Raw genomic sequence first — 3,562 nt, forward strand, 5'->3', positions numbered from 1 at the left:
GCTCCACCTCCGTCCGAATATGGCGGCGATGGGCTTAATCCACTAACAAACCAAACGGTCCACTCGGTGGGGGCAGAACACCTCGATCAGGCCCTGCGCCGGCGGGGCAGCCGCGATTTCGTCAGCATCGAGGCCTGGCGCGAGTTCGTTGACGCCCAGGTCGCCAGGCAGAACCGACGGCATGCCGCGCGCATCGATGCAGAGCGCAAGCTACTCAAGGGGCTGCCCACAAAGCGAACCACCGATTTCGCCATGGTCACCGTCGATGTCACCCGCAACGGCACCGTCGGCATCGATCGGGTTACCTATTCGGTGCCTTCCCGCCTCGTCGGACGGCGCCTCAACGCGCATCTCTTTGACGATCGCATCGAGCTCTTCCTCGGTCCGGACAGGGTAATGTCCACGCCGCGTGTGCGGATCAGTCATCCCCACCGGGGACACAGCATCGATTTCCGGCACATGATCGGTAACTTGCGCCGCAAGCCCGGTGCACTGCGCAACCTCGTCTACCGCGAAGCCCTGTTCCCCGATCACGCCTACCGGCGGGCCTGGCAAGCCTTCGATGCCCAGCTCGACGGACGGCAGGCCTGCCGCGATGCCGTCGCGCTGCTCGATATCGCCGCCAGGGGCGACTGTGTCGACGTGCTGGCCCGGCGGATCGATGAGGCACTCGACAGCGGGCGCCTGCCCGATGTCGATGCGCTCAGGGAGGAGTTCCTGCCTACCGCAAGATCACAGCGCGATGTCACTATCCCGCCACCCGATCTGCACAGCTACAACAGCCTGATCGCCAGCGGGGAGGTGCACTAATGACCCGCACCAAAGACCAGGCCGCCGCCGTGCTGCCTACCCTGCTCAAGGCCTTGCGCCTGCCGAGCATCAACCGCAACTGGAAGCGCCTTACCGACACCGCCGATCGGGATGGCTGGCCGGCCGCCAACCTGCTCGCCTCACTCCTCGAGATCGAGATGGCCGACCGTTCCTCCCGGCGCATCCAGCGCCATCGCGACCAGTCCGGCCTCCCGGCAGGCAAGACCTTCGCCACCTTCGATTTCGACGCCGCCCCCGGTATCCGCAAGCCGCACCTCTTGTCCCTGGCTGCCGGCGACGACTGGATCGAGAGCGGTGGCAATCTGCTGTTGTTCGGCCAGAGCGGCACCGGCAAGACGCACGCGGTTGCCGCCATCGGCCATGCCCTCATCGACGCCGGGCGACGTGTCCTGTTCTGCTCCACAACCGACATGGTCCAGAAGCTCCAGGCCGCACGACGCGACCTCAGCTTGCCCGCGATGCTCGACAAGCTCGACAAGTTCGATCTCATCGTCCTCGACGACCTGTCCTACGTCCGCAAGGACCAGGTCGAGACCAGCGCCTTGTTCGAGCTCATCGCCCATCGCTACGAGCGCCATTCGATCGCCATCACCGCCAACCAGCAATTTTCGGCCTGGGACAACGTCTTTCCAGATCCAGCCATGACTGTCGCCGCGATCGACCGCCTCGTGCACCACTCGACCATCATCGAGATGAACGGCGAGAGCTACCGCAAGCGATCCGCCGTCGCTCGCATCAACGCCGGCGATTATGACCCATCGAATGGCGCTCCAGGCCGGCCATCATAATTGTCGCTGACTTCGCGCTCGCGAGCACCCTGACTGAGACAACGGGTAATTGTCGCCAGCGGCAATTACCCCAAAGCCTTCGAATTGTCGCTTTCGTCCAGTGCCAGCGACAATTACCCAGCGCTGTAATTGACGATGCCCGATTGCCCCTCGCAACCGCTCATGATAGCCCAAAGCCACCAACCGGCGCGGCCGCCTACCGGCCATCATAATTGACGCCGACCGGACTCCGTAATCGACGCGCTACAGTCGAGGGTGACATTCGGGCGACTTTAGACGCCGATGGGGCATTTGGCTTGAATCGGCTGCCGTGCGCGAACGCAATCAACCGACAAGCCTGAAGTTTGTGAGCGCGGATCTTCTCGGCTGCGCGTACTGCCCATCTCACCATCGCTTCGCGCAACACCTCACGATCGCGGACCGGATCTCCGAACGTCCGCGTGACCGCAGTGGACTTCAGTGCTTCAGGCTCTGGCTGGAAGTTACTGCATTCCACGCCGTTCAACTCGCGTACCAACCGCTCGAGCACAACCGTCCCTACGTCCCGCGCAAGATCGGGGTCCATTGCGGCAAGATCCGCGGTGGTGTGGATGCCCAACGGGTGCAGGCGCTTCGCCATCGCCTTGCCAATGCCCCATACCTCTTCGATTGGCCATTTGGCGAACATTCGCCGGCGTAGCCCCTCATCGTGCAGGTCGATGACACCGTTCCACACCTTCTCCGAAGCCTTCGCCAAAGCATTGGCGACCTTGCTCAGGGTTCGTGTCGGACCGAGCCCTATCCGTGTCGGCAGGCCGACATGCTGTTTGATGGTCGCCCGGAGGTGCTGGGCCTGCTCGACATCGCCAAGTCCCGATGGTAGAATTGGAAGCCGAAAAAAAGATTCGTCAATTGAATAAATCTCTACCGTATCGCTGAACTCAGAAAGCACCATGTTGAACCGTCGGTTCATGTCCGCGTAAAGCTCATACGAACTTGATCGATATTGCACGCCATGGCGTTTGACGATTTCACGTATTTTGAACATTGGCGCGCCCATTGAGATATGCAATGCTTTAGCTTCAGCCGAGCGTGCTATTGCGCAACCATCTCCATTGGATAACACTATCAGCGGTACGTTGCGCAGCGTGGGGTCGAAGACCCGCTCAGCCGAGCAGTAGAAGTTTTCTATATCGACGATGGCCCAACTCATGACGGATCAGGCCTGAAGGTTGCGGACACTGGCCCGGACCACACCCCACACCTCGACGCTCTCATCGGCGACGACGGGATCGTAATGCATGCGGCTGTTGCGAGCTTCGAGCGTCGGCACGCCATTACGAACGCAAAGCTGGCGGACTACGAAACCGCCATCGACAACGGCGATGACGATTCGGCCGTTCATCGGCTTGGCGTCGCGATCGACGACAAGCACGTCGGAATCGAACAAGCCCGCATCGAGCATGGATTGTCCGCTGACACGGAATACGAAGCTGGCGGCTCGATCGAGGCGCAGCAAGTCGACTAGGTTGATCGCGGATTCTTCCCAGTCCTGAGCGGGGCTGGCAAAGCCAGCTCCAGCGGCACCGACGACCTTAAGTTGGACGGGGTGCGTGAGATTGCGGAGTGGAATCGGCGTAGACGCAGGTATGGCGTGAGCGGTAGACATTTACCCTTCATACCGCAAATCAGAACGAGAAGGGAACATAGGAAAAACACAACACGTACATTGTGCCTCTAGCACGCTGGGAGCGATCTATCTGGGCTTCATGTCAACACGCTTGAAGCCACGCTGGATCGCGGCCGCCAAGTCTCTGCAATGGGCCTCATCTCGCTCCAGCAGGCGGTATGTCCGATACCGCTCCGCACAATCCGCCTTGTCCGGCGTCAGCACCCATGGCACAGATTAGGGGTTGAGATTTAAGGAGGGTTTGGGCTTCGTCGTAGTGACGAAGGAACGCAGA

The 3,562-nt window shown here is 60.9% G+C and carries 3 protein-coding genes and 1 pseudogene; 2 read left to right on the forward strand and 2 right to left on the reverse strand.

The genetic code is table 11. The features are described 5' to 3' along the window. Together RT424_RS24105 and istB are read left to right on the forward strand one after the other, a co-directional pair. The coding region (locus tag RT424_RS24105) for a Mu transposase domain-containing protein (RefSeq protein ID WP_409521590.1) at positions 1-810 on the forward strand (810 nt) is incomplete at its 5' end. After that, positions 810-1,619 (forward strand): IS21-like element helper ATPase IstB, encoded by an 810-nt coding sequence (gene istB / locus RT424_RS24110; RefSeq protein ID WP_159365824.1) that lies wholly within the window; start codon positions 810-812, stop codon positions 1,617-1,619. The genes RT424_RS24105 and istB, both read left to right, overlap by 1 nt. A gap of 247 nt (positions 1,620-1,866) precedes the next feature. On the opposite strand, the pseudogene RT424_RS24115 reads toward istB, so the two are convergent. Both RT424_RS24115 and RT424_RS24120 read right to left on the reverse strand, forming a co-directional pair. Further along, positions 1,867-2,811 (reverse strand): annotated as a pseudogene (locus RT424_RS24115) (Y-family DNA polymerase); the annotation flags it as partial. Between the two features lie 6 nt (positions 2,812-2,817). After that, positions 2,818-3,267, reverse strand: a complete 450-nt coding sequence (locus RT424_RS24120; protein ID WP_313443389.1) for a S24 family peptidase — start codon at positions 3,265-3,267, stop codon at positions 2,818-2,820. Between the last annotated feature and the right edge of the window lie 295 nt (positions 3,268-3,562).

Source organism: Novosphingobium sp., assembly GCF_032093395.1.
Lineage (GTDB): Bacteria > Pseudomonadota > Alphaproteobacteria > Sphingomonadales > Sphingomonadaceae > Novosphingobium.

Excerpts from the sequence above, each read along its gene's own strand:
- istB (WP_159365824.1), top strand. The coding sequence starts at position 810 with ATGACCCGCACCAAAGACCAGGCCGCCGCCGTGCTGCCTACCCTGCTC.
- RT424_RS24120 (WP_313443389.1), bottom strand. The coding sequence starts at position 3,267 with ATGTCTACCGCTCACGCCATACCTGCGTCTACGCCGATTCCACTCCGC.